The following is a 23,789-nucleotide window of genomic DNA, read 5'->3' as shown; positions in this document are numbered from 1 at the left end:
TGCGTCAACAGTCAGAATCGAGCCTAGTCCCTCCTCCTCCCTTCAAGTCCTACCATACAAGCGAGCCTGCTCGCGATAGCGGTGTGTCAGTCAACAGAGATGTTGAATGTGCCGTCCCCTTCGCGAGCAGGCTCGCTCCCACACTGGATTGTTGCCGGGAACAATATTTGTGTACGACCTGGACTAACTGTGGGAGCGAGCTTGCTCGCGATAGCGGTGTGTCAGTCAACAGAGATGTTGAATGTACCGCCCTCATCGCGAGCAAGCTCGCTCCCACAATTATTGAATCAAGCCAGCAATGCCGTGAGGTCGTTATACAACGCCTCGGGGATCTGCACGCCCTCCACCAAGCTACGCGCCCGCGCCTCGTATCGGCGTTGGGAGGGCAAGCGTGCGCCCTGCCCTTCGATCCCTTGGAACAACGCTTCGGCCCTGGCCAGATGCACCTCCGTCGAGTCCCCCAAAAAGCGCCGTGGATCCAGGGCAATAATCAATTCCCCATGGTACGGCGACGATTTGCTGCCCGCGTCGTAAGCCAGCGATTCGGCACTGGTCAGGTCGCCGATCAAAGGCCCGGCAATCAACTCCACCATGGCCGCCAGCGCCGAGCCCTTGTGCCCGCCGAATGTCAGCATCGCGCCGCTGTCGAGTACGACGTTGGCATCGGTGCTGGGCTGCCCTTGTGCGTCGACGCCCCAGCCCTCGGGAATCGCTTTGCCGGCACGGCGGTGCAGTTCGATGTCGCCACGGGCGATAGCGCTGGTGGCGAAGTCGAACACGAAAGGATCCTGTCCCTGACGGGGCCAGCCGAAGGCAATCGGGTTGGTGCCGAACACCGGCAAGCGCCCACCGGCCGGGGCCACCCAGGCGTGACTCGGATTACACGCCAGCGCCACCAGGCCGGCAGCGGTCAATTGCTCGATCTCTACCCACAGCGCCGAGAAATGCACGCAGTGATTGATCGCCAACGCCGCAATCCCGTTGGCTCGGGTTTTCTCCTTTAGCAGCGGCAAACCCGCCTGAAACGCCAACTGCGAAAAGCCGCCACCGGCATCCACCCGCACAATCGACGGTGCCTGGTTGATCACCTCGGGTTGGGCCGTGGCCGAGACTTTACCGGCCCGCAGGGAATTGACGCACCCCAGCACCCGGTACAAGCCATGAGAGGCACAGCCATCGCGCTCGCCGGCAGTCACCGTCGCCGCCACCGCACGCGCATGGGCCAGGTTGAAACCGTTGTGCAACAGGATCGATTCGGCCAACGCATGGGCTTCGATCAGGGTCAGTCGGATCATGGTCATCTCCTTGAACAGACCGGTCAGGGTGGTCTATTCGAGGCGCCAGGGCTTGATGGGTTTGCACGGAGGGAGTGACGAAATCAGCACAGGCGACAGTGCAATATCAATCCATGCACTGTCGCCCCTGTCGATCAGGCCTTGGTGCTTCGTACCGCCGGCAGAACCACTGCTGATTTCCTCGCCAGCAGGTAGTAAAGAATACCCGGCACCACCAACCCGACGATCCAGGAAATATCCACGCCACCGAGCTGCGCGACCATCGGCCCGGAGTAGAAATGCGTGTCGACAAACGGCAGCTGGATCAACACGCCGCTGACATACACGCTGATCCCCAACACGTTCCAGCGACCGTAACGCCCGGCCGGGTCGGACAAGGCCGGGATGTCATAGCGCTCCTTGTTGATGAAGTAGTAATCCACCAGGTTGATCGCGCTCCACGGGGTGAAGAACGTCAGCAAAAACAGGATGAAATACTTGAACGAGTTGAGGAACGAGTACTGGCCGACCAACGCGAGCGTGGTCGATGTCGCGACGATCAGCAGCACAAATAGCATGCGCTGGCGGGCGGTGATTTCCAGGCGACTGCGGAAGCCGCTGATGATGGTGGCCACGCACATGAAGCTGCCATAGGCGTTCAGTGTGGACACGGTGACTTTGCCGAACACCACGCTCAGGTACAGCAACGACGCCATCACCCCGGTACTGCCCAGGCCGACGATGGTCGCCACTTCGTGACCACGAAAGTTGGCGCCGGCCAGTGCGGCGGCAAACACCCCCAGCACCATGGATGCCTGGGCGCCGAGCACAGTGCCGAGGCCGACGGCGGTGAAGGTTTTCCAGGAAGACGTGCTGCTCGGCAGGTAGCGCGAGTAGTCGGCCACGTACGGGCCAAACGCAATCTGCCAGGACGCTGACAGCGATACCGCCAGCAGGAACGTGCTCCAGCCAAAGTGGCGGTTCTCCAGGAGCAGGCCGATGTCGTTAAGCGTCATCAATCGGGTAAACAGGTAAGCGAAGGCGATGATGCCGAGCACGCTGGCCACACGCCCCACCAGGTGAATAACCCGATAGCCGAAGATCGTCAGGAACGTGATGCATGCGGCGAAAATCAGGATGCCGGTGCTGTCGCTGACGCTGATCAACTGGGCAATCGCCTGCCCCGACAACACCGCGCCGGTGGCGCTGAAACCGAGGTACATCAGGCACACCAGAACAATCGGGATCGCCGCGCCGTAGACCCCGAACTGCACACGGCTGGAGATCATCTGCGGCAGACCCAGTTTCGGTCCCTGGGCGGCGTGCAAGGCGACGACGGCACCGCCGAGCAACTGGCCGATCAGCAAGCCGATCAATGACCAGAACACATCACCACCCAACACCACGGCCAGCGCCCCGGTGACGATCGCGGTGATTTGCAGGTTGGCACCGAGCCACAGGGTGAACTGGCTGTAGAGGCTGCCATGACGCTCGGCCTCGGGGATGAAATCGATCGAGCGGGTCTCGATCAGGGGACTTCGTTGTTGGCTATCGCGGGGCTGGGTCATTATTTTTATTCTCTTCAAAGATAGAACGAATCCACACAACCCAATGTGGGAGCGAGCCTGCTCGCGAAGGCGGCGGCACAGTCAACATTGATGCAAGCTGACTCACCGCTTTCGCGAGCAGGCTCGCTCCCACAGGGAAGGTGTTTTACGCGTGGATCATTTTTGTTGTTCGGTCATCGCCACTTGGCCTACGAACGGCGCCTTGGCCCACACGACTTTGCCCCCCACTACGGTCATCAACACGCTGTTGCGGGCCAGTTCCTCTTCGGGCACCTGCATGAAGTTTTTATCCAGCACGATCAGGTCCGCAAACTTGCCCACCTCAACCGAACCCACAACGTTCTCCAGTTTCAGTTGCTCAGCGGCGTTGACGGTGATGGTACGCAGCACTTCGGCACGGGACAGCGCCGGGTCGGCATTCAGGCGACCCGCGTATTTGGGGCCATAGCTGTGCGGGTTCGTCGGATCACCGGAACGGGTCACCCCGACTTTCAACGCCAGGAACTCATCAAGCGGGTCAACCGGCCAGTCGCTGCCATAGGCCACGCGACCGCCCGCACGGGCGATGCTGCCCGAGGGCTCCATGCGCGCAAATCGAGTAGGGCCGAGGTGATCGCTGGTGCCGTCGACGGTAGACGGCGCTTGTTGCGCCCACTGGAAGGACATGTTGGCGGTCACGTCGAGGGCCTTGAAACGCCCATAGTCGGCGGGGTCCACGGACTCGTTGTGGGTGATGGCCGGGCGAAAGCCATTGCCGGGCAATTGCTGGCGCACGTATTCGATGCCGTCGAGTGAGTCACGCACGGCGCGGTCGCCGGTGGCGTGCAGGTGCGGGTCGAGGCCGGCCTGCACGGCTTGCAACAGCAGCGGCTTGAGCACTTGCGGCGGGAAGTACAACTCACCGACGTTTTTGCCCGGCGCCCATTTCGGTGCCTTCTCGGTGCCGGCGTTGTGCAGGTACGGCGTCAACATCGCACCGGTGTCCGCCGGTGCATTGATGATGCCATCCATGAACAATTTGACGTGACGCATGCTCACGCCGGGCGCGACTTTGGCTTCGCCCTGATCGTAAGTGGCGGCCATCGCCTTTGCCTCGGCGATGGTTTTCGCCGGGTCGGCGGCAGCGGCGGCCGGGTCCAGTTTGATCGCCAGCAAGGCGCGGGCGGTCAGTTCACCCGACTGCTGCAAGGTCGTGAAGGCTTTGCCGTTCTCCGGCCCCGACAAGGCATCGAAAAAACTGGTGATGCCTTGTTGGCGCATGGCGTCGAGTGCGGCGCGGGTCTGGTTGAGTTTTTCCGCATCGGTGGCCGGCGGCACCACGGCGGCCATCGCATCGGCCGCGCCGTCTTCGCAGATACCGGTGAGGTTACCGTCACTGTCGCGCACGTACTTGCCGTCACCGGGATTGGCGGTGTTTTTGTTGATGCCGGCGACGGCCAGGCCGCGCGAGTTGGTCAGCACGGTGTGGAAGTCAGTGGAACGCACCTGAATCGGCCGTTTGGTGTTGAGGGCGTCGAGCGTCGATTTATCCGGGTCGCCGTCGAGGCCGTCCATGCCCATGCGGTCCCAACTGCCGACTTCGAGCCAGACATCTGGCCCCTTGCCCTTGTCGGCATCCAGGCACGCCTGAATGGTGGTCTGGAACTCCTTGCGCGTCATGGTCTGGTATTTCAGGTCGCACAAGGTCATGGCGCGGCCGCCATCACCCGGGTGCATGTGCGCATCGATAAAACCCGGCATCAGCATGCGCCCCGCCAGATCGATCAACTGCGTTTGCTTGCCGATGTACGTCGCCGCCCCTTCGTCGTTGCCGACATAGACGATCTTCCCGCCCGTGACGGCAATCGCCTGCTGCACCGAGTTCTGGCCATCGACGGTGTAGACATAACCATTGCGCATGACCATGTCTGCCGGGGTCGAACCCTGGGTCTGGCACCCCACCAGCGCCACACCGGAAAATGCCGTGGTTGCCGCAATGGCGACAAAAAGCCTGGAGAATTTCAACTGCCTCACCTCTGTTTTTATAGTTTTGGAAGAGGCCCGAACAGCCTGCGCGCAAGCCCCTGATATGCAAGGCATACCCTAGCGTGCGCGGGCGTTGGAGGGACCTCCACAAATGAGGAGGGGTCAGTGATTCAAAGGGCTTCGCGGCGAGTTGTCTGTGCAGACAGGACAGAACCCAACTCAACCTTGCTTTTCACGCCCAACTGCAAATAGCAGTTGCGCAGATAAGTGCGCACAGTCGCAGGACTCAAGCCGAGGATCTTGGCGATCTCTTTATACGAATGACCGGCCGCGAACAGCATCGCCGCCGTCCGCTCCCGTGGCGCCAGCACCACACCGCGTGACTGGGTTTCGAGGGACAGAATGACGTGCTCCCCATTCGGGCTGAGGGTCAGCGCACAACGTCCCAGGCGCATGACGCTCGGCGCTTTTGGCAACTGGGCGATAACCTGCGCCGGCAGCATCGAACCGCTCCACCCCGGCACTTCACGCTGGATCGCCGCACACAGGCTGGCGCCGACGTACAGCAGCGTGCCGTCCATGCGCGCCACGCCAAAGTCGCTGGCACCGTTACCGGTGTCGATGCGAATCATGTCCTGCACCTGGAAGCGCCACAGCTGCAACAGGTGATCGCAGAAGGCTGAAAACAATGCGGCTTCGCCGTCGTTGAACCCCGATGCGTTTTCGCCGCGATAGAGGCAGACAAAAAACATCAAACCGCTTTCAGGCAACTCGAAGGTGATGCAGATCACGTGGTAGAGGTCATGACGGCGAGCGAAGGCGTCGACCTCCACATGGGGATCGGTGTAGCCACTGTCACGCACCACTGCGCCGGGTTGGCTCAGGGTGTCATGGGAGAACCGGTCGCTGCCCGCGCTCTTGTGCCATTCGGCGGCAAACGATTCGGGCAGATTTATGCGCCCGTGCATCCAGCTTTTCGGCGCCACATGGGCATCTGACGTGGACATCTCGCCCCACCACGCCGACGCAAACGGCACCAGTGTGCGAAAGGCTTGCAGCCCGTCTTCGATGAATTGCGAGGCGCCGCGCTCCCGAGCCAGTCGCCCGAGGTGCAATACGCATTGATTGAAGGCCTTCAGCGTCACCATCGACGGTGTGCCACCGACCTCGTTCCCCTCCTCCATCTTCTTGATCCTGTTGGCTGCGTGGCATTTTTTTCGACCATGCCACACGGGCAGTGATGACGTCCACAAGGCCCGTATTCATGCGCAAACCGGCAACAGTGTTTGTCCCTCGGGCGGCTGTTTGGAGCAGGGGCAAACCCCTAGCATCGTTCCTACCCCGTGAGCATTTGCAAACAGCTCTCAAGGTAGAAAACCAACCCGACCCTCCTCAAACGATACGGTGAACGCCATGAAACTTTCGAAATTCGCTCTTCTGCTGACACTGGCCAGTCTCGGCGCCCCCGCCTTCGCTGACGACAGTTCTGCAACGGCCGCAACTGCCAACACCCCGGTTGAAACCTATACCTACGACACCCACCTCGACATCAAACGCGTCATCAGCGTGTCAGACGTCGGCGACCAGTGTGGCCCGGTACCAGCACAAATGACCTACGAAGACTCGCGCGGCCAACGACATGTCCTGCAGTACCAAGTCATGGGCACCGGCTGTTCCAACGGTTGAGTACCGTGCAGACGATGGAGGGTCGACACTCCATACCGGCGGCACTGGCGTTTATCTGTTTTTACTTGAACCGACGATTTTTTCATCAGAGGCCAACAGGATCGGAATGTAATCCTTGAGAAAATCCACCCACGTCTTGATTTTCGCATCGACGAATTTGCGTGACGGGTAGATGGCAAACACATTCAGTTCTTCAAAATGATATTCGGGCAACACCCGCACCAAGGTCCCCGCTTTCAAACCTTCCACGGCAGATGCAATCGGTTGAATGCCGATGCCCATTCCGTTGCTGATCGCCACTGTCATCGCATCCGCTGTGTTGACGTGAAACGGCGACATCGGTGTGCTCACCGTCTCCACGCCTTCGGGCCCCGCGAATACCCAGTTTTCCGCCGGCATCACCGTATTCACAATCCTCAGGCAATCATGTGCGCCCAGTGCACCCGGTGCGTCGGGAATTCCGCGTTTCTTCAGGTACGCCGGCGAGGCGCAAAGAATGCTGTAGGTAATGCCCAGCCGCTGCGCGACAAAGCCTGAATCGGGTAGGTCCCGCGCCAATACAATCGACATGTCATAGCCTTCTTCCAGCAAGTCCGGCAGCCGATTGGTCAGGGTCAAATCAAACATCACCGAAGGGTGCGTCTCTCTGTACCGGGCGATGGCGTTGATCACGTAGTGATTGCCGACGGCGGACATCGCATGGATTTTCAGCCGGCCCACAGGCCTGGTTTGCGCCGTTCCCGCTTCTTCATCGGCTTCGCGCATCTCCTCGATAATCTTCTCGCAGCGTTGCAAATAGCGCAGCCCCGCTTCGGTCAGGGCCAGGCGCCGGGTCGTGCGGTTGATCAGGCGTGTTTGCAGCCGCGCCTCCAGGCTGGAAACCGCTTTGGAAATGTTGGTGGTCGAGGTGTCCAGCATCACCGCTGCGGCCGTGAAGCTACCGCTCTGGGCCACCGCGATGAAACAACGCATGGTTTGGAAAACGTCCATCGGTTTTGCCTCGGCGCACAATTGAACGGTCAAAAAAAAGCGGCGGCCTGAGATCAGGCCGCCGCGCTGGCATGGGTTACCTTTTGCCCGGGATAAAGCCCGGGATACCGGTTTCCACCACCGAGTTGAAGCGCACTCGAGTCGTGATGTCCTGCTTGATCTCAAGCATGGCCCGGTGCGGCAGCGTGGCAATGTCAAAGTTTTCCTGAATATGGCTCAGTGTCGCAGACGTGGTCAGAAACGCCACACCGCGCTGCACCGACCAGGCCAGGGCGACTTGCGCCGGGGTTCTCTGCACGTGTTTCGCAATGCCGGTCAGCACCGGATCTTCCAGCACCGCAGGCTGCATGCCATGGCCGAGCGGTGCAAAGGCGAGGACGATGATGCCGTGCTGCTTGCAGAACTCCAGCAGCTCCCATTCCGGCAGATACGGGTGGGATTCCACCTGCACGACAGAGGGTTTGATCCGCGCCACGTCGACAATCGCCTTCAACGCCTCCAGGGTGATGTCCGACAAGCCGATGGACTTGCAGCGCCCTTCATCCACGAGCTGTTCCAGCGCCCGCCAGGTATCGAGCAAAGTCACGCCAGAGTCGTAGATCATGTGGCCGAACGGGTCCCGGGGTTCCTGGTCATCACCGGGTTGAAAGGCGAATGGCGTGTGGATCAGGTAGCAGTCAACGTAATCCACCTGAAGCCGACGGCAACTGGCCTCGAACGCCGGCAACACACGCTCGGGACGGTGGTTGGTGTTCCACAGTTTGGTGGTGATGAACAGGTCTTCGCGCCGGGCCTTGCCCGAGTCGATGAAGGTCTTGAACGCCACGCCCACCGCTTCTTCGTTGCGATAACGCTCGGCGCAGTCGAAATGGCGGAAACCGGTTTCCAGTGCGTAGGTGACTGCTTGGGTTGTGACGGAGAGGTCGCGGAACAGCGTGCCAAAACCAACAGCGGGCATTTCAGCCGAGCCGTGGTTCAGCGCAAATTTTGTTTCGCGAAGTTCGTCGTGAAAGGCTTCGTAGGTCATGTCGTTACTCCACTCTCTGAGGCCGCAGCCTTTACTGATATGAACGTTTGGATTCGTCGCGACTGGCGACTCGCTGCTCAAACACGCCAACCGAATTGCCGCCGAGGGCGACAAACAACTGGACGGTGTCGAGGTACTGCGCGGTTTTCACCCTGATCTGTCCCAACAGCGCCTGTTCATACGCGCGCTCGGCCTCAAGCACCTGGAGAATGCTGTTCTCGCCTTGAGCATACGCTTGCTGGTTCAAGCGAAAACTGCTGTCGGCGGCGCGCAAGGCGTCTTCCTGGGCGAGGTTTTCTTCGGCGTGATGGTTGATGGCTTGCAGCGTGTCAGCGACTTGACCGAACGACTGGATGACGGTCTGCTGATAATCCGCGAGCGAGGCGTTGTAGCCGTCGACCGCCGCCTGGCGTTCAGCCTTGAGGGTGCCGCCATTGAAGATCGGCCCCGCCACCCCGGCGGCAAAGCCCCAGAGCGCGGCGCCGCCATTGCCGGACGCCGACTGCGCGAGAAACGCTGACAACTCCACATGCGGATAAAGGTTGGCGGTCGCGACACCGACGGCGGCGCTGGCCGCGTGCAGTTGCGCTTCGGCTTGCAGAACGTCCGGCCGGGTGTGGGCCATTTCCGAGGGCAGACTGACGGGCACGTTGGCTGGCAGGGCAAATTCACTCAAGTCGAAGTCCGGCGCGATCCAGTCAGCCGGGCCTTTGCCGGTCAGGATCGACAGCGCATGCCGGGCCGAATCACGCTGCTGAGCGAGGGGCGGCAACAGCGTGCGGTCCTGGGCGAGCCGGGTTTCGGCCAGCGACACATCGATCTGCGTGGTGCTGCCGTTGGCGTGGGCCATGCGCACCAGTTCAAGGTTTTTGGTGTCATTGGCCAGCAGTTTTTCCACGGCCTGGATCTGCGCGTTCGCCGAGGCCATCAGCAATGCCTGGCTGGCGACATTGCCCGTCAGGGTCAGGTACGCCGCTTCGTAGCGATGTTTCTGAAACGCCGTCAGTGCTTCCTGTTGTTCAACCTGGCGCTTGTTGCCACCGAACACATCCAGGTCGAAGCCGACCCGAGGACCGATGGCATAGAAGTTGGAAACCACCGGCTGCGGTCCGTTGTGCGTGCGCTGGCGACCGGCCTGGGCGGCAAAATCCACCTGCGGATACAGCACCCCTTGAGCCGCCGCGACCGAGGACGAAGCCTGGCGGATCGTGGCATCGGCCGCGACGAGTTGCAGATTGCCGTCGATGGCCCGGCGCACAACGCTGTCGAGCTTGGGCGAACGAAACGCCGTCCACCAGTCGCCGTTAACCTTTTTGCCCAGGTCGATGCGTTGGCCGAGACGCTGCTCAGCCTGTTGATCGTAGTGTTGCGACGGACTCGGCGCAGGCATTTGATAATCGGGGCCGACCGTGCAAGCGGTCAGGAACACCAGCACCGCCACCGCTCCGAACGTGGTGTTGATCAGTTGTCTGTTGATGAAGCGCGCATTGGATTTCATGAGGCAAACTCCACGAAAACTAGTTGGTCGCAACGGGCTTGCGAAGAAAGATCACCAGTGGGCTGACCACCAGCATCGCGTACATCAAAATCTTGAATTGGCCGACCACGCCGATAAACGCCGCCTGGCCGGTGATCATTTCGTTGAGCCCCGCCATGGCTTGCAGGGACGTCGCCGCCGAATGCGCGGCCGCGCCATACGGCGTCAGGTTACTGGCCAGCGCCATGTGCATCGCGTGGGTGTTGTTGAAGAAATACAGCTGCACAATCGCCACTCCGAGGGTGCTGCCGTACACACGCGACAGGTTGAACAGACCGGTGCCTTCCGGGCGCAGCGTCGGGTCAAGCGTGCTGAACGCAACCTTGGTCAGCGACGGCATCAACATGCCGATGCCGATGCCCTGAATCGCCCCGGCCAGCGCCACCGGCCACCAGTCCATCAACGGCGAATAACCGAGCATCAGCCAGTTGGCGTACACCACGATGGCCACGCCTGCCGCCACGAAGAAACGACGGTCGAAACGCTCCGGAACACGCCCCATCAGCAAAAACGCACCGACCAGGCCCATGCCGCGCGGGATGGTCAGCGAACCGGTGGTGTCCGGCGGGTAGCCGAGGATTTCATCGAGCATCGGCGAGGTCAGCGCCATGGTCGACAGCAGCACGAAACCCACCGCAAAAAAGATCACCGTCGACAGCACGAAGTTGCGGTCGCTGAACAAACGTTTGTTGAGGAAATGCACCTTCGCGGTCAACACATGCACGAGGAACAGGTAGAGCCCGAGCCCACAGCCGATCGCTTCCAGCCAGATCTCGGTTGAGGCAAACCAGTCCAGGCGTTCACCGCGATCGAGCAACATTTGCAGGCTGATCAGCCCCAGCGTGAAGGTGCCGAAACCGAAGAAGTCGAACGTTGGGCGTTTCTCGGCCTTCTTCTCGGCCAACAACAGCGCGATCACCAGGAAGATGTACGCCGACAGCGGCAGGCTGATGTAGAAGATCGGGCGCCAGCCGAAATGCTCGGCGACCCAGCCGCCGATGCTCGGGCCGCTGACGATGCCCAGCAGCACGATGGCGGTCCACGTCGCGCCGAACTTGGCGCGTTTCTCCATTGGCAGCGTTTCCAGGGCAATCGCCATCGACAACGGCGCCAGCACCCCACTTGCCAGGCCCTGGATAATCCGCGCGCCGATAAATTCCAGCGGCGTCGAGGCCAGGGTCGCGAGCAGCAAGCCCAGGACGAACACGGCCAGCGCGGTTTGATACACCCGCTTCAAGCCATAGCGACCGGCGAGCCATTGCGCGATCGGCATGGTGATCGCACTCGCCGCAAGGTACGCGGTGAAGATCCACCCGGCCTGGTCGTCGGTCATCGACATACTGCCCTGGATCAAACGGAGCACGGCATTGGGCAAAGGCAGGTTTGCCGATTGCATAAAAGTCGCGAGCAATGCGGCAAGCCTTAATGAACCTGCGGGGGTGGTGTTCATCAGGAGGCTCCTGAGGTAAACAGCGCCTTGATTGGATGCCACCACGGTGTGCGGTGCCCGGTATCGACCTTGACCGTGGCGCTGATCCCCGAATACAGCGGCATTTGCGGGTCGAGCTCGTCGAGTTCGAGCCGCACCGGCACCCGCTGCACGACCTTGACCCAGTTGCCGGTGGCGTTTTCCGGCGGCAGCAAGGCGAAGTCCGAGCCGGCGCCGGGGCTCATGCTGATCACGTGGGCCTTGAATTCGTGATCCGGGTAGGTATCGAGATGAATGGTCGCGGACTGACCCGGACGCATATGGGTCACGTCCGTTTCGCGGAAGTTGGCTTCTACCCACACCTCGCGATCGGACAGCAGTGCAAAGGCTGGCGCGCCGTTGTTGACGAAATTGCCCACCTGCAAATCATCGACCTTGGCGACGATGCCGTCGTCCGGCGCATAGACCGTGGCGTACGAGAGGTAGAGCTGGGTTTCATCCAGCTGCGCCTTGGCCTCGCGAACGGCCGGGTGGCTGTCGACCTCGATGTTCGGATTACCGTTCAGGGCAACCACGGTGCTGGCGATCTGTTGTTCGATAGAGGCTATTCGTTGGCGTGACACTTTGAGGTCGGTGTCGGCGCGCTCATAAATCGACTTCGACACGAACTCGGAAGCGACCAGCGCTTTTTTGCGGCCAAATTCCTTTTGGTCGAAATCGGCCGACTCTTTGGCCGATTGCAGTTCGGCCTGTTGCTGGCGGTAACTGGCCTTGAGCCCGTCGATGCGCAAACGCGCGACGCTCAACTGGGCTTGTGCGCGGTCAACGGCGATCTGCAAGGGTTTGGGGTCGATGCGGAACAGTACCTGGCCCTTGCGAACAGGCTGGTTGTCTTCGACTGCAATCTCGATGACCTGGCCCGAGGTGCGCGCATTGATCGAGGCCTTGGCCACTCGGGCGTAGGCGTTATCGGTCGAGATGTAGGGCTCGCCGGCGACATAGTGGGCGTACCCAATCGCGGCGAAGAGCGCCGGAACACCGACCATTAGCAGTGGCCGTACGGTTTCTTTAAGCGTTTTTTTGTTGGGCGCTGTCGGGTTTGGCCCAGGGTGCTCAAAAGTTTGTGAAGCAGGGATATCGAACTGTTTAGTCATGATCGAAAACACCTTTAACCGGGAAGTCAGGGGCTAATACCCATAAAAAACAGCCATACCGTGCGCAGTCAGAAGGATCACTCCGCCGCACCCTGTTTCGTCGCCGCTATACCCAGTTCGAGCTCTGCTTCAACAAACCTGAAATTGAGGAACTTCTGGTTCCTTAATTTTGTGCGATGGTGTAAGAATATGCCTCGACCCACCTTCACACAAGGATTTTGTACGCCATGGCACAAAAAAAGATTACCGAAGCAAAAGGACGTGGACGCCCGCGCGCCTACGACCCGCAGACGGCGCTGCAGCAAGCGCTTGGTGTGTTTTGGAGTACCGGCTATTCCGCCGCGTCGCTGGACAGCATCGCCACGGCAGCGGGCATGAACCGCCCGAGCCTGTATGCCGCCTTCGGTGACAAACACGCGCTGTACATCAAGGCGCTTGAGCAGTACTGGGAATTTGCCGCCGCTGACATGCACGCGGCGCTCACAGACAACCAACTGACCTTGAGCGAGGCACTGATGCGTTTCTATGAGGGGCAGCTGTCGATCTACTTCTCGGGCGACGGCCAACCCCGTGGCTGCTTCGCGATTGGCACGGCGACCACCGAAGCCGTCGAGGATGTTGAAATCCGCGAAGTGCTGTCGGACCGACTGAGCCGCCTCGACGCCGATCTCGAAGCGCGTCTGCGAACAGCCGTTACCGCCGGCGAACTCAAAGACAATGTCGACCCGGCCGCCCTCGCCGTCCTCGCCTCCTCCCTGCTGCACAGCATTTCGATCCGGGCACGGGCAGGCAAATCCCGCACGGAGCTGACCGAACTGGCACGCAACGCGGTCAACGTGATCTGCGGTTGAGAGGCTTTATGGCGGGTGAAGGACTTGAAGACATTTTGGCCGATCAGCTCGACGTGATTTTCTGCGGGATCAATCCGGGCATGACGGCCGCCGCCCAAGGGCATCACTTTGCGGGCCGAAGCAATCGTTTCTGGCGCACGCTGCACCTTGCCGGGTTTACCCCCGAGGAAGTGCGCCCGGAAAACGACCGGACGATCTTGCAGTACCGCTGCGGATTGACCGCCGTGGTCGACCGCCCCACAGCGCGCGCCGATCAGCTGTCGTTGCACGAATTCACCGCCGCCGCTGCCGACTTCGAACAGAAGATCCGGCGCCATGCACCCCGCGTCGTCGCGTTTCTCGGCAAGGCCGCCTACAGCGCGTTGACCGGCCAGCGAGAGATTGCCTGGGGCCTTCAACCCAAGACCTTCGGCGATGCCAAGGTCTGGATCCTGCCCAACCCGAGCGGGCGAAATCTGGCGTTTTCGCTGGATCAATTGGTGGAAGCGTATCGCCAACTCCATCAAAACTTGCACAAATCGACAGTAGGCTAAGCTAAGGATCAGCTTATTGCGCACGATGCTCGCTCCGGTAGGGTTTGGGTTTTTCTGAAGAGCGTCTGCAACAGCTATTTCAGACAGGCCCACACTGTTCACGCAGGAATGACGTGATGACCGAGCCCCTTCTCAGCTTTGATGAACTGAAGCGTGCCGCCGTTGCCGGCGAAATTGATACCGTCCTGGTCTGCATGGTCGACATGCAGGGACGTCTGGTCGGCAAACGATTCCAGGTCGAGTTTTTCATCGACAGCGGCCATGAAGAAACCCACTGCTGCAATTACCTGTTGGCCGACGACATCGACATGGAGCCCGTGCCGGGCTATGCCGCTGCCAGTTGGAGCAAAGGCTATGGCGACTTTGTCCTCAAGCCCGACATGTCCACCCTGCGCCGGGTGCCCTGGCTGGAATGCACGGCGCTGGTACTCTGTGATGTGCTCGATCACCACCATCGCCGCGACTTGCCGCACAGCCCGCGGGCGATCCTGAAGAAGCAGATTGAACGCCTGCGCGAGCGAGGCTATACCGGCATGTTCGCCTCGGAACTGGAGTTCTATCTGTTCGACGAGAGCTACGAGGCCATCCACAAGCGCAACTACCACAAGCCGAAAACCGCCGGACATTACATCGAGGACTACAACATCCTGCAGACCACCCGCGAAGAGCCGGTGCTGCGGGCGATACGCAAGCACCTGCAAGCCAGCGGAATTCCCGTGGAAAATTCCAAGGGCGAATGGGGCCCCGGCCAGGAAGAAATCAACATTCGCTACGCCGATGCCCTGACCATGGCCGACCACCACGTCATCATCAAACACGCCTGCAAAGAGATCGCGCAACTGCAAGGCAAGGCGATCACGTTCATGGCCAAGTGGCGTTATGACGCGGCCGGGTCGAGCAGCCACATCCATAATTCGCTGTGGGACAAGAACGGCAAGAAGCCGCTGTTCTTCGATGCCAAGGCCGAGTTCGGCATGTCTAAACTGATGCGTTCCTGGGTCGCCGGACAGCTCAAGTACGCCAACGACATCACCTGTTTTCTCGCGCCCTACATCAACTCGTACAAGCGCTTTCAGGCCGGCACGTTTGCGCCGACGCGGGCGGTGTGGAGCCGCGACAATCGCACCGCCGGTTTTCGACTGTGTGCCGAAAGCAGCAAATCCATCCGCATCGAATGCCGCATCGGCGGTGCCGACCTCAACCCGTATCTGGCCTTTGCGGCCCTGATCGCGGCGGGCCTGGCCGGGGTCGACGAGAAGCTCACCCTCGCGCCGCCCTTTGAAGGCGATGCTTACGTCGATGACCATCTGCCCGAAGTCTCCAAGACCTTGCGCGAAGCCAGCGCCGCGCTCCAGGCCTCGAGCATGTTGCGCGAAGCGTTCGGGGACGAGGTGATCGATCACTACGTGCACACCGCCGAATGGGAGCAGAAAGAGTACGACCGGCGGATCACCGACTGGGAACTGCAGCGCGGCTTCGAGCGCTATTGAGGTCAGCATGACGGCAACCATCAAGCTCATTTCCCCGGTCGATGGCCGGGTCTATGCCGAGCGCCGCTGCGCCGACGCCACGCAGATCGAACAGGCACTGACCGCCGCCGCCACCGCCCAGGCGCAATGGAAACGCCGGCCCTTGAGCGAGCGCGCGGCGTTTTGCAGTGCAGTGGTAGACGCGATGCTGGCGATGAAAACGGACATCGTGCGCGAACTGGCCTGGCAAATGGGCCGTCCAGTACGGTTTGGGGCGGGCGAAGTGCGCGGTTTCGAAGAGCGTGCCCGGCATATGATCGCCATCGCGCCTGAAGCCCTGGCAGCGATTGAACCCACACCCGTCAGCGGATTTCGCCGGCACATCCAGCGTGATCCATTGGGGACCGTGCTGGTCATTGCGCCCTGGAATTACCCGTACCTGACCGCGGTGAACACGATCATTCCGGCGCTGATGGCCGGCAACAGCGTCATCCTCAAACACGCGTCGCAAACGCTGCTGGTGGGGGAACGGTTCGCCGAGGCCATGTCCAGCGCCAACTTGCCGGCCGGTCTTTTCCATAACCTGCTGCTCGATCACCGTCAGACTGCCGACATCATTGGCTCCGGACGCGTGCAGCAAGTGAACTTCACCGGTTCCGTCGGCGCTGGCGAGGCCATGGAAACCGCCGCCACCGGGCGCTTCCTTGGCGTTGGCCTCGAACTCGGCGGCAAAGACCCGGCCTACGTGCGTGCCGATGCCAATCTTGAATTCGCGGTAGAAAACCTGGTGGACGGCAGCTTCTTCAACTCAGGCCAGAGCTGCTGCGCCATCGAACGCATTTACGTCGACAAGACAATCTATCCGGCCTTCATCGAGCGTTTCGCGGCCCTGACCCGCCAATACGTGCTGGGCAATCCGCTGGACGAAGCCACCACGCTTGGCCCCTTGGTCACCCCGGCCGCCGCTGATTTCGTGCGCGGCCAGATCGCCGAAGCGCTGGCCCAAGGTGCCACGGCGCTGATTGAACCCACGTCGTTTCCCGTTGACGAACCGGGCAGCGCCTACCTCGCGCCGCAGGTGTTGGTCGACGTCACTCATCAAATGTCAGTCATGCGCGAGGAAAGCTTCGGCCCGGTGGTCGGCATCATGCCGGTCGAAGGTGACGACGAAGCCATCGCCCTGATGAATGACAGCGAATTCGGGCTCAGCGCCTCGATCTGGACCCAGGACCTCGCCGCTGCCGAACGCCTGGGCAATGAAATCGACACCGGCACCGTGTTCATGAACCGCTGCGATTACCTGGACCCGGCTCTGGCCTGGACCGGGGTGAAAAACAGCGGACGCGGCGTCACCCTGTCGCGCCTCGGTTATGAACACCTGACCCGCGCCAAATCCTTCCATTTGCGCCACGAGATCTGAGCCATGAGCCTGACCGCGAACTGGAATTACCCCACAAGCATCCGCTTCGGTGTCGGCCGCATCGCCGAACTCGCCGACACCTGCCGCGCCCAGGGCATCCAGCGCCCACTGCTGGTCACCGACAGTGGCCTGGCGCGTGCGCCGATGACCATTGCCGCCCTCGACGCCCTGCTCGCCGCGGGCCTTGGTGCAGCGATGTTTAGCGACCTCAAGCCCAACCCGGTCGAAGCCAACCTCGCCGGTGGCCTCGATGCATGGCGCGCCGGCAACCACGATGGCGTGATCGCCTTCGGGGGCGGCAGCGGCCTGGACATGGGCAAGCTCATCGCGTTCATGAGCGGACAGACGCGCCCGGTCTGGGATTTCGAAGACATCGGCGACTACTGGACCCGCGCCGATGAAAGCCGCATCGCCCCGGTCATTGCGGTACCGACCACGGCAGGCACGGGCTCGGAAGTCGGCCGTGCAGCGGTGATCATCGACGAGGCGACCCACACCAAACGCATCATCTTCCACCCTAAAATGATGCCGCGCGTGGTCATCAGCGACCCGGCCCTGACCGTCGGCATGCCGGCCAAAATAACCGCCGGCACCGGCATGGACGCCTTGGCGCACTGCCTGGAGTCCTACTGCGCCCCCGGTTTTCACCCATTGGCCGACGGCATCGCCGTGGAAGGCATGCGCCTGGTGGCCAACGCACTGGTGCGCGCCGTGCACACGCCGGGCGACCTTGAAGCGCGGGCGAACATGCTCGCGGCGGCGGCGATGGGCGCCACCGCGTTCCAGAAAGGCCTGGGCGGGATGCATGCCCTTTCGCATCCGGTCGGCGCGCTGTACGACACCCATCACGGCATGACCAATGCGACCTTCATGCCTTATGTCCTGAAATTCAATCGTCCGGCCATCGAAGAACGCATCACGCGCCTGGCCGCGTATCTGCGTTTGCCCTCCCCCGGCTTCGACAGTTTCCTGGCCTTCATCCTCAAGTTGCGCAAAGACATCGGCGTGCCGCACACGCTGTTCGAATTAGGCGTGGATGACAAACAGGCCGACCTGATCGCGGACATGGCCGTGGTCGACCCTTCTGCCGGCGGCAACCCGCTGCCATTGACCAAGGCCGGTACGGCAGAGATTTTCGACGCGGCGTTTCACGGCCGCCTGTAGAGCAGTTGACTGTCGGTGCTCGACACATGAATGCAGCGCACGGGCAGGTTGTACGGTGGGAGACAGGAGCAGTACGACAAGGGGTTGAAAGCCAGCTCGTCCGGCATTCCGGAGGGGCGCGTATCAAAACCTGAAGGGGCACACAACATGAATCCAGCAAGCCAGCCCGGCACCGACGCCTCGCATGACGATGACGTCAAGGCGCTGCACAGCATGGGCTACGCCCAGCAGCTCTCGCGACGCATGGGCGTTTTCTCCAACTTCGCGATTTCCTTCTCGATCATCTGCATCCTCTCCGGGGGCATCAACTCCCTCGCCCAGGGCACCTCCGGCGCGGGCGGCGCGTCCATCGGCATCGGCTGGCCCATCGGCTGCCTGATCTCCGGGGTGTTCGCCATGGCCATGGCGCAGATTTCCTCGGCGTACCCCACCGCTGGCGGGCTGTATCACTGGGGCTCGATTCTTGGCAACCGCTTCACCGGATGGCTGACCGCGTGGTTCAACCTGTTGGGGTTGGTCACCGTGCTGGGGGCGATCAACGTCGGCACCTATTATTTCTTTTTCGGGGCGTTCGGACCGGCGCTTGGGATGGAAGACACGACCACGGTGCGGGTGATTTTCCTCGCGGTGCTGACCGGTCTCCAGGCCCTGTGCAACCACTTGGGGATCGGCCTGACCGCCAAGCTCACGGACATTTCCGGCTACCTGATTTTCGCCACGGCGCTGGCGCTGACCATCGTCTGCCTGATCTCCGCACCGAGCTATGAATTCGCGCGGTTGTGGACCTTCAGCAACTACTCCGGCGATGCCGGCGGCGCGGTCTGGCCATCGGTGTCGAACGGCTGGGTGTTCATGCTCGGCCTGCTGCTGCCGATCTACACCATCACCGGTTATGACGCCTCGGCACACACCTCCGAAGAGACGCGCAACGCAGCGATTTCCGTGCCGCGCGGCATGGTCATGTCGGTGGTCTGGTCGTTGCTGTTCGGTTGGGTGATGTTGTGTTCGTTCGTGCTGATGTTGCCGAACATGGACGAAGCGGCCAAGCAAGGCTGGAACGTGTTTTTCTGGGCGATGAACACTCAGGTCAGCCCGACACTGAAAGTGGCGCTGTATGTGGCGATTTTCGTCTCGCAGATCCTCTGTGGATTGGCGACGGTGACCTCGGTGTCGCGGATGATTTTCGCCTTCTCCCGTGACGGCGGCCTGCCCTGCTCCAAAGCGTTGGCCTCGGTCTCGCCGAAATTCCGCAGCCCGGTGGCGGCGATCTGGACCGGTGCCACCCTCGCCGTGCTGTTCGACTGGGGCTCGTCGGTGATCTCGGTCGGGGCCACGCCGGTGTATACGATCGTGGTGTCCTGCACGGTGATCTTCCTGTTCTTCTCCTTCATCATCCCCATCGTGCTGGGCCTGTTTACCTATGGGACCGCGAAGTGGCCGACCATGGGGCCATGGAACATGGGACGCTTCTGGTACACCGTGTTCGCCCTGCTCTCCGTGCTGTCGATGGTGATCATTTTCATCATCGGCATTCAGCCACCGAACGATTGGGCGCTGTACATCACCATTGGCTTCCTGGTGCTGACGGCGATTGTCTGGTTCGGCTTTGAAGCCCGCCGCTTCCAGGGTCCGCCGGTGGGCGATGTGATTGCCCAGCGCCAGGCGCAGATTGCGGCAGCTGAGGCGGCGTTGGATAAGCGCGTTTGAGCTGAAGTGAGATCCCTGTGGGAGCGAGCTTGCTCCCACAGGTTTTACGCCCTCAAAAACGTGGTTTGACGGTTTTCCACTCTGGCTTGTAACGCTGCATCTGTTTCACATCATCGCGCTGGCGAATGCCGCACGTCAGGTATTGGTCATGCAGCTTGCCGAGTTGATCGTGATCCAGCTCCAGGCCCAACCCCGGCGCCCGGGTGATTTTCACGCAGCCATCGACAATCGGCAGCTTGCCGCCCTTGATCACCTCTTCGTCCGGCTCCTGCCACGGGTAATGCGTGTCGCAGGCGTAATCAAGATTCGGCACCGAGGCGGCGACGTGGGCCATGGCCATCAGGCTGATGCCCAGGTGCGAGTTGGAATGCATGGACACGCCCAAACCAAAGGTCTGGCACATTTTCGCCAGCGCCTGGGTATCGCGCAGGCCGCCCCAATAGTGGTGATCGGCGAGGACGATCTGCACGCTGTTCAAGGCCACGCTGCGGCGGAACTCGTCGAAATCAGTCACCACCATATTGGTCGCCAGCGGCAGGCCGGTGCGTTTGTGCAGTTCGGACATGCCTTCCAGGCCCGGCGTCGGGTCTTCGTAATATTGCAGGTCGTCGCCCAGCAGTTCGGCCATGCGAATCGAGGTTTCCAGGGACCAGTTGGCGTTCGGATCGATCCGTAGCGGGTAACCCGGGAAGGCCTTTTTCAGCGCCTTGATGCACGCCACTTCATGCTCCGGTTCCAGCGCGCCAGCCTTGAGCTTGATGCTCTTGAAACCATTGGTCTCGATCATGCGCCGAGCCTGGGCGACGATCTGCTCTTCGTTCAGCGCTTCCCCCCAACTGTCGGGTTTGTAAGGCGAGTCGATGTGCTGGGCGTACTTGAAAAACAGGTAGGCGCTGAACGGAATTTCGTCACGGATCGCACCGCCGAGCAAGTCCACCAACGGCACGTTCAGCGAGTGCGCCTGCAAATCCAGGAACGCCACTTCGAACGCCGAATACGCGTTGCTCACCGCTTTGCTGGCGTGAGAACCGGGTGCCAGTTCGGCGCCGGCGATGCTCGCCGGTTTGTTTGCCGCCACGGTGGCCTGGACGATGGCGCGCAGCTGATTGAGGTTGAACGGGTCGAGGCCGATCAGCTGATCTTGCAACTGCTGTTGGATCGCCAGCGCCGGCGCGTCGCCGTAACTCTCCCCCAGGCCAATGTAGCCATTGTCGCTCTCGATCTCGATGATCGAGCGCAGCGCGAACGGTTCGTGGATCCCACTGGCATTGAGCAGTGGCGGATCACGAAAAGCGATGGGGGTGACGGTGACTCGTGTGATTTTCAAGAGGCTGCTCCCTTTGGATCTGGTTTCAAAGCGGTGTGACTGACAGTGGGTTGTGGCGTGGTGGTCGTGGCCGGTTTGTCGCCACGGGGTGCGGTGCGTGCGAAAAAGATCACCACGGCGGCGACCAGTGAGGTGGCCGCCAGGCCGTAGAGCCCGCCCTCGATCGAGCCGGTTTTTTGTTCGAGAAAACCGAATGCTGTCGGGGCCACGAAACCACCCAGATTGCCGATGGAGTTGATCAGGGCGATCACCGCCGCCGCGATGCGCGCATCCAGATAGCCTTGCGGAATCGGCCAGAACAATGCGGAGGCGGCCTTGAAACCAATGGCCGCAAAACAGATGGCGACGAAGGCGAAGATCGGTCCGCCGGTGGTCGACATGAACATGCCGAACGCCGCAATCACCAGCGTCAACGCCACCCAGGCTTGCTGGTGTTTCCATTTGCTGGCCATGGCGGCGAAGCCATACATCGCAACGATGGAAATCAGCCACGGAATCGAATTGAACAGGCCGACCTGGAAGTCACCGAGGTTGCCCATTTTCTTGATCATGCTCGGCAGCCAGAACGTGGCGCCATAGATGGTCAGGGCAATGGAAAAGTAGATAAAACAGAACAGCGCGATTTGCTTGTCGGCCAGCAGTTTGAACATCGACGGTTTGATCGTCTGCGCCGCTTCGCGAGCCTGCTGCTCCAACGCAATAGCCCCCACCAGCGCGTCCTTTTCTTCGACGCTCAGCCATTTCGCTTCACGCGGATGGGATTGCAGCCAGAACCAGACAAAACCGCACAGGACAATGGAGGCGAAACCTTCAATCAGGAACATCCACTGCCAGCCGTGCAGGCTGAAACCGCTGACGTTCAACAGCGCACCGGACACCGGCCCGGAAATGACCGACGCAATAGCCGAACCGCTGAGAAAAATCGCCATGGCTTTGCCCCGTTCAGTCGACGGCAGCCACTGGGTGAAGTAGTAAATGATGCCCGGGAAAAACCCCGCTTCGGCCGCGCCGAGAATGAAGCGCAGCACGTAAAAACTGGTTTCGCCGCGCACAAAGGCCATGGCCATGGCGGCGGCGCCCCAGGTGAACATGATGCGCGTCAGCCAGGCGCGAGCACCGTAGCGTTGCAGCAACATGTTGGAGGGCACTTCGAAAATCGCGTAACCGATGAAGAACAGCCCGGCACCCAGGCCATAGGCGGCGGCGCCGATGCCCAGGTCGGTTTCCATGTGGCTGCGCACGAAGCCGATGTTGACCCGATCGATGTAGTTGACGATGAACATCACCACAAACAGCGGCAGCACATGGCGTTTCACCTTGGCCGCGGCGCGGGCCAGCACACTCGGGTCCGGCGAATTCTGGAGGGTATTCAAGAGGCAACTCCCGTTCATTGTTTTTTTAGGGACGAGCCGATCATGGACGCGGCAATTGATCCCGTCTAATCTAACTTGGCATTCGATTGATACCTGGATTAGATCAATGTTCGAACTGACTCAACTGCGCTGCTTTACCACGGTGGCCACCGAACTCAACTTTCGTCGCGCCGCCGAACGCCTGAACATGACGCAACCACCCCTCAGTCGACAGATCCAGTTGTTGGAGTACCATTTGGGTGTCGAACTGTTCACCCGCACCACCCGCAGCGTCGCCCTCACCGCCGCCGGTCGCGCCTTTTTCATCGAAGCGCAGAACCTGCTGGAGCGCGCCCAACAAGCTGCGGTCACCGCCCGGCGTTTTGCCGAAGGCGACATTGGCTCGGTCAACATCAGTTTCGTGGGCAGCGCGGTATACGAATTCCTGCCCAAGGTGATTGCCGAAGCACGCCTCAAACAGCCCCACGTCAAAATCGATCTGTCGGAAATGAACACCTACCAACAGCACGAAGCCCTGCGCGCCCGGCGGATCGATCTGGGCATCGTCCGCGCGCCCTTGCTGGAACCGGGTTACGCCACCGAGTGCCTGGTGCGCGAACCCTTTGTCTTGGCCGTCCCCAGTCGCCACCCGCTGGCCACTGCCGACACCGTGTCCGTCCAGGACCTCGACGCGCAACCGTTCCTGATGTACTCCCACGCCGCCTACCCGCCCTTCAACGAACTGCTGACCGGCATGTTGCGCTCAGCCCGCGTGGCGCCGGAATACGTGCAATGGCTCGGTTCGTCACTGACGATCCTGGCGCTGGTCAACGCCGCAATGGGCCTGGCGCTGGTCCCGCGTTGCGCCACGAGCGTGGTGTTCAAGAACGTGGTGTTCCGGGATATCGATCTGGGGGAAGGCGTACAGAGCGAGCTGCATTTGATCTGGCGCGAGAACAATGACAACCCGGCGTTTGCGATGCTGCTGGAGGGGATTCGCAAGGCTGTCAGGGAAGGATGGGGCGTGTGAATGCGTGGGGGTTCACCTGTGGTAATCCCCACCCGCGACAGCGTGCAAGTAAGCTTGATCCGCCTCGATTCGCAAGTCTCGCCACTCCTCCCAGCTAACGATGTCCTGGCGATCCATCTCGTCAGCCAGACGAAGCAGTTCCTCATGGTAGACGTCCGGGCACTCCCTACGCAGGGAGCAGTTCTCAAACGCTCGATACCATGAATCCAGCGCCCGGATTTTTCTGTCCAGAGGCGGTGCCAGCCTGTTTCTGAATGAGTTCATGACGGCGCGCATCCCAGAGTGTTTCTACATGGAACATGAGGC

Annotated in this window: 19 protein-coding genes; 8 read left to right on the top strand and 11 right to left on the bottom strand. The window is 61.0% G+C overall.

From position 1 onward, the window contains the following. Nucleotides 1-287 precede the first annotated feature (287 nt). The 4 genes from AC07N8_RS24400 to AC07N8_RS24385 all read right to left on the bottom strand — a co-directional run bounded on the left by AC07N8_RS24400 (nucleotide 288) and on the right by AC07N8_RS24385 (nucleotide 5,991). Nucleotides 288-1,295 (bottom strand): Ldh family oxidoreductase, encoded by a 1,008-nt coding sequence (locus AC07N8_RS24400; protein ID WP_493146094.1) that lies wholly within the window; start codon nucleotides 1,293-1,295, stop codon nucleotides 288-290. Nucleotides 1,296-1,429: 134 nt separating this feature from the next. Next, nucleotides 1,430-2,842: a purine-cytosine permease family protein gene (locus tag AC07N8_RS24395; RefSeq protein ID WP_493146091.1), complete on the bottom strand. Its 1,413-nt coding sequence runs from the start codon at nucleotides 2,840-2,842 to the stop codon at nucleotides 1,430-1,432. Nucleotides 2,843-2,998: 156 nt separating this feature from the next. Then, complete coding sequence (locus AC07N8_RS24390; RefSeq protein WP_493146089.1) at nucleotides 2,999-4,846, bottom strand: amidohydrolase; 1,848 nt, start codon at nucleotides 4,844-4,846, stop codon at nucleotides 2,999-3,001. 131 nt (nucleotides 4,847-4,977) lie between these two features. Further along, nucleotides 4,978-5,991 (bottom strand): helix-turn-helix transcriptional regulator, encoded by a 1,014-nt coding sequence (locus AC07N8_RS24385; protein WP_493146087.1) that lies wholly within the window; start codon nucleotides 5,989-5,991, stop codon nucleotides 4,978-4,980. Nucleotides 5,992-6,220: 229 nt separating this feature from the next. Here AC07N8_RS24385 and AC07N8_RS24380 point away from each other — a divergent pair, with 229 nt between their 5' ends. Beyond that, complete coding sequence (locus AC07N8_RS24380; RefSeq protein ID WP_483843225.1) at nucleotides 6,221-6,493, top strand: DUF2790 domain-containing protein; 273 nt, start codon at nucleotides 6,221-6,223, stop codon at nucleotides 6,491-6,493. Nucleotides 6,494-6,544: 51 nt separating this feature from the next. On the opposite strand, the gene AC07N8_RS24375 is transcribed toward AC07N8_RS24380, so the two are convergent. The 5 genes from AC07N8_RS24375 to AC07N8_RS24355 all read right to left on the bottom strand — a co-directional run bounded on the left by AC07N8_RS24375 (nucleotide 6,545) and on the right by AC07N8_RS24355 (nucleotide 12,630). Then, entirely contained in the window at nucleotides 6,545-7,483 is a 939-nt protein-coding gene (locus AC07N8_RS24375; protein ID WP_483843224.1) for a LysR family transcriptional regulator, read from the bottom strand. A 76-nt stretch (nucleotides 7,484-7,559) separates the two neighbouring features. Next, nucleotides 7,560-8,510: an aldo/keto reductase gene (locus tag AC07N8_RS24370; protein ID WP_493146085.1), complete on the bottom strand. Its 951-nt coding sequence runs from the start codon at nucleotides 8,508-8,510 to the stop codon at nucleotides 7,560-7,562. Nucleotides 8,511-8,541: 31 nt separating this feature from the next. Further along, nucleotides 8,542-10,008, bottom strand: a complete 1,467-nt coding sequence (locus tag AC07N8_RS24365) for an efflux transporter outer membrane subunit (RefSeq protein WP_493146083.1) — start codon at nucleotides 10,006-10,008, stop codon at nucleotides 8,542-8,544. A 19-nt stretch (nucleotides 10,009-10,027) separates the two neighbouring features. After that, a complete protein-coding gene (locus AC07N8_RS24360) occupies nucleotides 10,028-11,497 on the bottom strand; it encodes a DHA2 family efflux MFS transporter permease subunit (protein ID WP_493146081.1) in 1,470 nt (489 codons plus the stop codon). Continuing rightward, nucleotides 11,497-12,630, bottom strand: coding sequence for an HlyD family secretion protein (locus AC07N8_RS24355; RefSeq protein ID WP_483843220.1), 1,134 nt, complete (start codon nucleotides 12,628-12,630; stop codon nucleotides 11,497-11,499). Before AC07N8_RS24355 ends, AC07N8_RS24360 begins: the two co-directional genes overlap by 1 nt. 227 nt (nucleotides 12,631-12,857) lie before the next feature. Between AC07N8_RS24355 and AC07N8_RS24350 the strand changes: the two genes are divergently transcribed. The 6 genes from AC07N8_RS24350 to AC07N8_RS24325 all read left to right on the top strand — a co-directional run bounded on the left by AC07N8_RS24350 (nucleotide 12,858) and on the right by AC07N8_RS24325 (nucleotide 19,774). Then, nucleotides 12,858-13,481, top strand: a complete 624-nt coding sequence (locus tag AC07N8_RS24350; RefSeq protein ID WP_493146078.1) for a TetR/AcrR family transcriptional regulator — start codon at nucleotides 12,858-12,860, stop codon at nucleotides 13,479-13,481. Between the two features lie 8 nt (nucleotides 13,482-13,489). Then, entirely contained in the window at nucleotides 13,490-14,014 is a 525-nt protein-coding gene (mug, locus tag AC07N8_RS24345) for a G/U mismatch-specific DNA glycosylase (protein WP_483843218.1), read from the top strand. 116 nt (nucleotides 14,015-14,130) lie between these two features. Further along, on the top strand, nucleotides 14,131-15,504 hold the full coding sequence (locus tag AC07N8_RS24340) for a glutamine synthetase family protein (RefSeq protein ID WP_483843217.1): 1,374 nt from the start codon (nucleotides 14,131-14,133) through the stop codon (nucleotides 15,502-15,504). 7 nt (nucleotides 15,505-15,511) lie between these two features. After that, complete coding sequence (locus AC07N8_RS24335) at nucleotides 15,512-16,903, top strand: aldehyde dehydrogenase family protein (protein WP_493146076.1); 1,392 nt, start codon at nucleotides 15,512-15,514, stop codon at nucleotides 16,901-16,903. Nucleotides 16,904-16,906: 3 nt separating this feature from the next. Beyond that, on the top strand, nucleotides 16,907-18,067 hold the full coding sequence (locus AC07N8_RS24330; protein WP_493146074.1) for an iron-containing alcohol dehydrogenase: 1,161 nt from the start codon (nucleotides 16,907-16,909) through the stop codon (nucleotides 18,065-18,067). A 147-nt stretch (nucleotides 18,068-18,214) separates the two neighbouring features. After that, nucleotides 18,215-19,774, top strand: a complete 1,560-nt coding sequence (locus tag AC07N8_RS24325) for an amino acid permease (protein WP_493146072.1) — start codon at nucleotides 18,215-18,217, stop codon at nucleotides 19,772-19,774. Between the two features lie 52 nt (nucleotides 19,775-19,826). Here the strand turns inward: AC07N8_RS24325 and AC07N8_RS24320 are convergent, their stop codons facing one another. Next, nucleotides 19,827-21,101, bottom strand: coding sequence for a glucarate dehydratase family protein (locus AC07N8_RS24320; protein ID WP_493146070.1), 1,275 nt, complete (start codon nucleotides 21,099-21,101; stop codon nucleotides 19,827-19,829). Further along, nucleotides 21,098-22,474 (bottom strand): MFS transporter, encoded by a 1,377-nt coding sequence (locus tag AC07N8_RS24315; protein ID WP_483843212.1) that lies wholly within the window; start codon nucleotides 22,472-22,474, stop codon nucleotides 21,098-21,100. The genes AC07N8_RS24320 and AC07N8_RS24315 overlap by 4 nt, the downstream gene beginning before the upstream one ends. 106 nt (nucleotides 22,475-22,580) lie before the next feature. Here AC07N8_RS24315 and AC07N8_RS24310 point away from each other — a divergent pair, with 106 nt between their 5' ends. Further along, on the top strand, nucleotides 22,581-23,483 hold the full coding sequence (locus AC07N8_RS24310) for a LysR family transcriptional regulator (protein WP_493146067.1): 903 nt from the start codon (nucleotides 22,581-22,583) through the stop codon (nucleotides 23,481-23,483). Nucleotides 23,484-23,789 lie beyond the last annotated feature (306 nt).

This window comes from Pseudomonas sp. GW821-FHT10C09 (assembly GCF_059415465.1).
The sequence above is the reverse complement of the archived record's forward strand: the minus strand, read 5'-3'. Positions and strand labels throughout refer to the sequence as shown.

Coding starts and splice junctions, on each gene's coding strand:
- mug (WP_483843218.1), top strand. CDS start 13,490: ATGGCGGGTGAAGGACTTGAAGACATTTTGGCCGATCAGCTCGACGTG.
- AC07N8_RS24360 (WP_493146081.1), bottom strand. CDS start 11,497: ATGAACACCACCCCCGCAGGTTCATTAAGGCTTGCCGCATTGCTCGCG.
- AC07N8_RS24385 (WP_493146087.1), bottom strand. CDS start 5,991: ATGGAGGAGGGGAACGAGGTCGGTGGCACACCGTCGATGGTGACGCTG.
- AC07N8_RS24395 (WP_493146091.1), bottom strand. CDS start 2,842: ATGACCCAGCCCCGCGATAGCCAACAACGAAGTCCCCTGATCGAGACC.
- AC07N8_RS24340 (WP_483843217.1), top strand. CDS start 14,131: ATGACCGAGCCCCTTCTCAGCTTTGATGAACTGAAGCGTGCCGCCGTT.
- AC07N8_RS24335 (WP_493146076.1), top strand. CDS start 15,512: ATGACGGCAACCATCAAGCTCATTTCCCCGGTCGATGGCCGGGTCTAT.
- AC07N8_RS24370 (WP_493146085.1), bottom strand. CDS start 8,510: ATGACCTACGAAGCCTTTCACGACGAACTTCGCGAAACAAAATTTGCG.
- AC07N8_RS24400 (WP_493146094.1), bottom strand. CDS start 1,295: ATGATCCGACTGACCCTGATCGAAGCCCATGCGTTGGCCGAATCGATC.
- AC07N8_RS24310 (WP_493146067.1), top strand. CDS start 22,581: ATGTTCGAACTGACTCAACTGCGCTGCTTTACCACGGTGGCCACCGAA.
- AC07N8_RS24355 (WP_483843220.1), bottom strand. CDS start 12,630: ATGACTAAACAGTTCGATATCCCTGCTTCACAAACTTTTGAGCACCCT.
- AC07N8_RS24325 (WP_493146072.1), top strand. CDS start 18,215: ATGAATCCAGCAAGCCAGCCCGGCACCGACGCCTCGCATGACGATGAC.
- AC07N8_RS24375 (WP_483843224.1), bottom strand. CDS start 7,483: ATGGACGTTTTCCAAACCATGCGTTGTTTCATCGCGGTGGCCCAGAGC.
- AC07N8_RS24380 (WP_483843225.1), top strand. CDS start 6,221: ATGAAACTTTCGAAATTCGCTCTTCTGCTGACACTGGCCAGTCTCGGC.
- AC07N8_RS24365 (WP_493146083.1), bottom strand. CDS start 10,008: ATGAAATCCAATGCGCGCTTCATCAACAGACAACTGATCAACACCACG.
- AC07N8_RS24330 (WP_493146074.1), top strand. CDS start 16,907: ATGAGCCTGACCGCGAACTGGAATTACCCCACAAGCATCCGCTTCGGT.
- AC07N8_RS24350 (WP_493146078.1), top strand. CDS start 12,858: ATGGCACAAAAAAAGATTACCGAAGCAAAAGGACGTGGACGCCCGCGC.